This window comes from Mesorhizobium sp. M4A.F.Ca.ET.050.02.1.1 (genome assembly GCF_003997725.1).
Classification (GTDB): domain Bacteria; phylum Pseudomonadota; class Alphaproteobacteria; order Rhizobiales; family Rhizobiaceae; genus Mesorhizobium.
On sequence record NZ_RZSG01000309.1, the window covers coordinates 1 to 6,610 of the forward strand.

Annotated in this window: 7 protein-coding genes and 1 pseudogene; 5 read left to right on the top strand and 3 right to left on the bottom strand. The window is 65.1% G+C overall.

Going from position 1 to position 6,610, the window contains the following annotated elements; all coding sequences use genetic code 11:
* The 3 genes from EOA33_RS19720 to EOA33_RS19730 form a co-directional block, all read right to left on the bottom strand.
* Nucleotides 1-1,257: 5-guanidino-2-oxopentanoate decarboxylase (locus tag EOA33_RS19720; protein ID WP_127406349.1), on the bottom strand; the 1,257-nt coding region annotated here is incomplete at its 3' end.
* Complete coding sequence (locus tag EOA33_RS19725) at nucleotides 1,254-1,925, bottom strand: TetR family transcriptional regulator C-terminal domain-containing protein (protein WP_126056890.1); 672 nt, start codon at nucleotides 1,923-1,925, stop codon at nucleotides 1,254-1,256. The genes EOA33_RS19720 and EOA33_RS19725, both read right to left, overlap by 4 nt.
* A complete protein-coding gene (locus tag EOA33_RS19730; RefSeq protein ID WP_126056891.1) occupies nucleotides 1,895-2,767 on the bottom strand; it encodes a dimethylarginine dimethylaminohydrolase family protein in 873 nt (290 codons plus the stop codon). The genes EOA33_RS19725 and EOA33_RS19730 overlap by 31 nt, the downstream gene beginning before the upstream one ends.
* Before the next feature lie 208 nt (nucleotides 2,768-2,975).
* Here EOA33_RS19730 and EOA33_RS19735 point away from each other — a divergent pair, with 208 nt between their 5' ends.
* From EOA33_RS19735 to EOA33_RS40630, 5 genes and pseudogenes are all read left to right on the top strand, one after another.
* Nucleotides 2,976-3,794, top strand: coding sequence for an ABC transporter ATP-binding protein (locus tag EOA33_RS19735; RefSeq protein ID WP_245482382.1), 819 nt, complete (start codon nucleotides 2,976-2,978; stop codon nucleotides 3,792-3,794).
* 54 nt (nucleotides 3,795-3,848) lie between these two features.
* On the top strand, nucleotides 3,849-4,643 hold the full coding sequence (locus EOA33_RS19740; RefSeq protein WP_127406350.1) for a transporter substrate-binding domain-containing protein: 795 nt from the start codon (nucleotides 3,849-3,851) through the stop codon (nucleotides 4,641-4,643).
* 218 nt (nucleotides 4,644-4,861) lie between these two features.
* Complete coding sequence (locus tag EOA33_RS19745) at nucleotides 4,862-5,527, top strand: ABC transporter permease (RefSeq protein WP_189375370.1); 666 nt, start codon at nucleotides 4,862-4,864, stop codon at nucleotides 5,525-5,527.
* The gene (locus EOA33_RS19750) at nucleotides 5,527-6,336 is read left to right on the top strand and encodes an ABC transporter permease (protein ID WP_126056893.1); all 810 of its coding nucleotides are present in this window, start codon (nucleotides 5,527-5,529) and stop codon (nucleotides 6,334-6,336) included. Before EOA33_RS19745 ends, EOA33_RS19750 begins: the two co-directional genes overlap by 1 nt.
* 111 nt (nucleotides 6,337-6,447) lie before the next feature.
* Nucleotides 6,448-6,610: pseudogene (locus EOA33_RS40630) on the top strand (Ldh family oxidoreductase); the annotation flags it as partial.

The following is a 6,610-nucleotide window of genomic DNA, read 5'->3' on the forward strand; positions in this document are numbered from 1 at the left end:
GGCAAGGGCCGCGCCGATCGCTGCGGGCGGACCGTAGCCCAGCGCGCCGAAGCCGGTCGCGGCGTTGAACCAGCCGCCGGGTCGATCGTGGTCGTAGTAGAGGTTGGCGGCATAGACCGGCTGCGTCGAGTCGCCGACGATGATGGCGCCGGGCAGCGCATCGCGGATCGCCTCCACGGCGCGCATCTGCGCCACATAGTCCGGCCTCAGCTCGGCGAACGCGGCCTCTCGTGCCGCGGCCGCCCAGGCATTGCCGTCTTGCGCGGCGACGGGATCTGAGCCGAGCTCCGCCAGCAGGGCACCAAGCGCCTCAGCGCAATCGGCCCGGATACCGACCGTCACCGGACGGCGCGCGAGCTGGTCGGCGCCGATGTCGATGCGGATCAGATTGGCGGGCAGGACAAAGCCGCCATCGCCATAGCCGTCATAGTCGGTCGCGCCGAATTCGGTGCCGGCGGCGATGACAAGATCGGCCTCCGCCATCAGCGCGCGCACCGCCTTCAGGCTGGGGCTGGCCGGCACGCAGAGCGGATGGCCATGCAGCAGGCCGCGCGCGTTGGTCGTTTCGACGACCGGCGCGCCGAGCCTCTCGGCCAGAAGCCGCAAGGGCGCCTCGGCCCATTTTGCGCCGCCGCCGGCCAGGATCAGCGGGCGGCTCGCGGTCTTGCAAAGACTTGCTGCCTGCGCGATTGCGGCAGCGTCGGGAGCCGGCGGCGCCGCATTGCTCAATGAGGCGACAATGCCGTCGGCCGGCTTGACCATGACATCGGTCGGGATCTCGACATGGACCGGGCCGGGACGCGACGACGCGAGCAGCGCGAAGGCACGGGCCAGCACGCCGGGCAGCTCCTTGGCCTCGGTAATGCGCTCAGAAGACAGCGCCACCTTCTCCATCATGCCGCGCTGGTCGGGCAGTTCGTGCAGGAAGCCGAAGCCCTTGCCAAGCGTGTCGGTAGCATTGACGCCCGAGATAACCAGCATCGGAACCGAATCGGCGCGCGCCTGACCCATGGCGGTGATGGTGTTGGTGAGCCCCGGACCGGTGATGACGAAGGCGACGCCAGGCCTGCCGCTGGCGCGGGCATAGCCGTCGGCCATGAAGCCGGCGCCCTGCTCATGGCGCGGCGTGATATGGCGGATGCTCGAACGCGCCAGGCCGCGATAGAGCTCGACCGTGTGGACGCCGGGGATACCGAAAACGGTGTCGACGCCATGCGCCTCGAGCAGGGTGATGAGGGCCTCGCCGATGGTGGTCATCGTTCTCCTCTTTCTGGCGCAAGGCCGAGTTCGGCCTCGACAGCCTTGATGCCAATCGCTGCCAATTCGCCGGGCTCGAACATATCGCCCGCCAGACAGCCTTCGATCCAGAGCCCGTCGATGATCGCGTTGATCGCGATGGCATGGTGGCGCAGTTGGCTTGCGTCCGGTTTGCGCTGTTCTGCAGCGAGCACCTCGGCCACAACCGCTTCCACCTCGTTGCGAAAGCCAAGATAGCCTTCGCGGTGGGCATGGGCCAAGGTCGGATCCGCATTGGCGCGGCCGATGAAGGTTGCCCAAAGCGAAAACACCCGCGCGTCGACGATCGGCGTGTTGAGGTTGGCGGTGACGAAAGCCGCAAGACGTTGGCGCGGAGAGGCATCTTCCATGACCAATGCTGCTTTGGCCTGCTCGGTCATGCGGCCGACCAGCGCCGCATATGCCTCCTGCAGCAATTCTTCCTTGCCGGGGAAATAATGCCGGATCAGCCCGGCGGTGACGCCGGCACGCAAGGCGATGGCGCGCAAGGTGGCACCTTGCAGACCATGTTCCGCCACGCTATCCAGAGTCGCTTCGATCAGATCCTGCCGCCGCCGGTCCTCGCCCTCGCGACGGAACTTGCGGCGGGATGGCGCATTCATCGGCGCAGGATCGGCCGCGTCAGGCATGTCGGCCCACCTTCGCAGGCGATGCAAAGCGCATCCGCCTCGAAGATTTCAACCGTGCAGCCGGCGGCTTCCATCGCGGCTTTGGTCTTGGGAAAGCCTGCAACGGCGATGACTTTGAGCGGGCTGGTCGGCAGTACGTTTAGGCTGAGGCCGTTGGAAGCGGCGAACTCTCCGGCGTCGCCTTCGACCAGCCGGATGCCTCGCGCCTTCAGCATCTGATAGAACGGGGCCGGCAAGAGCGGGGAATAGACCAGTGCGAGGTCGTCGGCCAGCGGGCTGATCACCGACATCAGATGCAGGCACGCCTCTTCGCCCTGCCACAGCGGCAGGTCAAAACCGTAGACGGAAATGCCCAGCGGCGTCAGCAGGTTTGAAACCTGCTGGATGCCTTCCTGATTGGAGCGGACACCGCGCCCGATCGCCAGCGTGCGGCCATCAACCCATACACAGTCACCGCCTTCGACCTGGCCAGGAGCCTCGACGCGGCCCAGGATCGGAATGCCCAGTCTTCTGTAGGTCTCTTCATGCAGCGAGGGCTCGCTGGCGCGCAATGGCTTGCCCATGTACAGGATCAGCGCGCCGCGGTCGGTCATCAGCGATGGGTCGTGCGTGAACACCGAATCCGACAGGCCGTCGTCCGTGTCCTCTATCCATTCGATTTCGGCGCCGGAAGCCGCCACCAGTTCAGCAAGGGCCACGTGCTGCGAGGCTGCTTTCGCCGGGTTGAAGCCGGGGCCATAGTGCCAGGCAGCCCTGTCGGCGTCGCGCATGGCGTTGGCTGCCGACCGCATCAGCACGCGCCGCAGCGGCGCCGCCATGGACTGTGATCCGAAAGCGCTCATCAATGCCCTTTTAAGATGAAAAAAGCCGAGAAAATTTCATGGAGGGCTATTTATACACTTGCGCAACAAGGCCGCAAGTGCCGTAATGAGCGGGATTGACGGGCTCGCGCTGTCGGGTCCATGCTGAAGTCTGGAGCGGGACAGTGCAGCGTATGTTGATTAGCCGGATGGACGTTCGACGACCTGCCATCGCCCCTGCAGAGGCCACATGGTGAGCGCGGTGGAAGCTGCCGCAGTGCGATCCGGCGAGGCGCAGAGCGGCGCCGCCGAAGCCATTCATGTCGAGAACCTGCACAAGAAATTCGGCGAACTGCACGTGCTGAAGGGTGTGTCGCTGTCGGCGCGCGACGGCGAGGTGATCGCCATCATCGGCGGATCGGGCTCCGGCAAGTCGACGCTCTTGCGCTGCATCAACTGCCTGGAAAACCCGACCAGCGGCATCATCCGCGTCAACGGCGAGGAGATCAAGCTGAAGGCCGACAGCCACGGCCACACGGTTCCCGCCGACCGCAAGCAGATCGAGCGCATCCGCTCCAGGCTGGGCATGGTGTTCCAGAACTTCAACCTGTGGAGCCACATGACGCTGATCGAGAACGTCATCGAGGTTCCGGTGCATGTGCTGGGCGTCAGGCGCGAGGAGGCGGTCGCCCAGGCCGAGAAGCTGCTGGCGCGTGTGGGCCTCGCCGAGAAGCGCGACGTCTATCCGGCCTATCTGTCCGGCGGCCAGCAGCAGCGCGCGGCGATCGCCCGGGCGCTGGCGATCAATCCGCGCGTCATGCTGTTCGACGAGCCGACCTCGGCGCTCGATCCGGAACTGGTCGGCGAGGTGCTGAAGGTGATCGGCGATCTGGCGCGCGAGGGACGGACAATGGTTCTGGTCACGCATGAAATGAAGTTTGCCCGCGAGGTCGCGACGCATGTCGTCTACCTCTACAACGGGCTGGTCGAGGAGGAAGGCCCGCCGGAACAGCTGTTCGGCGCGCCCAAATCCGAAAGGCTCAAGCAATTCCTCCGCAACGTCGGCTAGGACCGAAGTGAAGCGGGGCGAAAACCGGGAACACAACAAACTGGGAGTCCTGACATGAAGACTGTTCTCAAGACATTCGCCGCGGCGCTGCTTCTCGGCGTCGCCGCGATGGGCGTCGCCAAGGCCGATCCGATCAAGGTCGGCGTCGCCGCCGAACCCTACCCGCCCTTCGCCTCGCCCGACGCTTCCGGCAAATGGGTCGGTTGGGAGATCGATTTCATCGACGCCGTCTGCGCCGAGGAGAAGCTCGACTGCGTCATCACCCCTGTCGCCTGGGACGGCATAATTCCGGCGCTGACCACCAAGAAGATCGACCTCATCGCCGCCTCGATGTCGATCACCGAAGAACGCAAGAAGACGATCGACTTCTCCGACAAGTACTACAACACGCCGACCGCCATCATCGGCCCGAAGGACCAGAAGTTCGGCGCCACGCCGGACGATCTCAAGGGCAAGGTCATCGGCGTCCAGGTCTCGACCATCCACGCCGTCTACGCCAAGAAGCACTTCACCGGAGCGGCGGAGATCAAGGAATACCAGACCCAGGACGAAGCCGACCAGGATCTCGCCGCCGGCCGTCTCGATGCGGTGCAGGCCGATTCCATCGCGCTCGACGCCTTCCTCAAGTCGGACCAGGGCAAGGCATGCTGCGACCTGAAGGGCATGGTCGCGCCTGATCTCGATGTTCTCGGACCGGGCGTCGGCGCCGGCCTGCGCAAGGAAGACACCGACCTGAAGGAAAAGATCAACGCCGGTATCAAGGCCATCCGCGCCAATGGCAAATATGCCGAGATCACCAAGAAGTACTTCGATTTCGACGTCTATGGCGACGACCCGCAGTCGAACTGACGGTCCCACCGCATGAGTGAGCGACCTCGCGGCGTGCCCGGCACGCCGCGAGGTTTCGCCGGCATCTGTCCAAGCAGGCTTTCCGCGGGCGTATAGCACCGGGCGGTCCTGGCTCCAGCAATCCGGGGGCGAAGCTGATCGACGCATTTCTTCCGGCCTCGGCGGCCGGCATCATGGAGCTCCTCTCGCCCACGCCGCCGGGTTGGGGCGGAACGCTGTTGGTCGGCCTGCTGCATTCGATCGAGATCGCCATCGGCGCCACTTGCCTCGGGCTTCTGATCGGCACCGGCGGCGCCTATGGCAAGCTCTATGGCGGCCCGGTGGTGCGCGATCTGCTCGCCGTCTACACGACCATCGTGCGCGCCGTACCGGAACTGGTGCTGATCCTGCTGCTCTATTATGCCGGCACCGACCTGATCAACCAGGTGCTGACGGCGATGGGCTACCAGCGCGTCGACATCAGCGGGCTGGCGGCCGGCATTTTCGTCCTCGGCTTCGTCCAGGGCGCCTATTCGACCGAGGTCATCCGCGGCGCCATCCTGTCCATCCCGCAGGGGCAGATCGAAGCTGCCCGCGCCTATGGCATGCCGCCAAGCCTGCTGCTCAGACGCATCACCTTGCCGGCGATGCTGCCTTTCGCCATTCCCGGCCTTGCCAATCTCTGGCTGATCGCCACCAAGGACACCGCGCTGCTGGCCGTCGTCGGCTTCTTCGAACTGACCCTTGCCACGCGGCAGGCCGCCGGCGTCACCAAGGCCTATCTGACATTCTACGTCGCGGCGGGCGCGCTCTACCTTTTGCTGTCGCTGTTCTCCAACCTGATCATCGGCCGCGTCGAGGTATGGTCGCGGCGCGGCATGCCTTCGGTCAAGGAGGCGCGCTGATGGCCAACGAAGCCGTCGTCGTCAACGCCGTCGCGCGCGCCTCGCTGTGGCTGCAGCCGCATCGCATCGTGCTGATCCTGATCGCGCTGGGGCTGGTCCTCGGCGCCGCCTTCTTCATGCGCTGGGACTGGCTGCCGCAATATTGGGAAATGGGTCTCATGGGCATCTGGCGGGCGCTGTGGATCCTGGCCGTCACCTGCTCGCTGGGCTTCCTGCTCGCGGTGCCGCTCGGGCTGGCGCAGGCCGGTGGCCCGTTCTGGTTCGCCATGCCGGCCAAGGTCTTCTGCACCATCATCCGGGGGACGCCGCTGCTCCTGCAGCTCTGGCTGCTCTATTACGGCTTGGGTTCGCTGTTTCCGCAATATCCATGGATCCGCGACTCCTGGATGTGGCCATATCTCAGGCAGGCCTGGCCCTATGGCGTGCTGGCGCTGACCCTGTCCTTCGCCGGCTACGAGGGCGAGGTGATGCGCGGCGCCTTCGCCGGCGTGCCGAAGGGGCAACTGGAAGCGGCACGCGCTTTCGGCATGAGCCGCTGGAAGATCTTCCGCCGCATCTGGCTGCCGCAGGCCTTCTACCGGGCGCTACCGACGCTGACCGGCGAAACGGTGCTGCAGCTGAAGTCGACGCCGCTGGTAGCAACGATCAGCGTCATCGACATCTTCGCCGTATCGTCAAAGGTACGGCAGGACACCTACCTCACCTACGAACCCTTGCTGCTGCTGGCGTTGATCTATATGGCCATCACCGGCATCCTCGTCTTCGCCTTCAGCCGAATCGAGGCGCGGATCCCGGTCAAGATCGGTTAGAAGTGAGTAGCGAATAGCGAGTAGCGAATAGGACACGAGGCGGCCAACAGCCCACCATTCCCATTCGCTATTCCCTACTCGCTACTCGCTGCTCACTAGGAACCCATCACCATGCAACTCAGTCTCGATCAGGCAACAGGGCTGTGCCGGATGGCGGCGCTTGGCGCCGGCGCCAACGAGGAAAACGCACAGTCGCTCGCCGCTTCCATCGTCGCGGCCGAGGCGGAAGGGCTCACCAGCGTCGGGCTGACGCATTTCATCGACTATCTGGAGG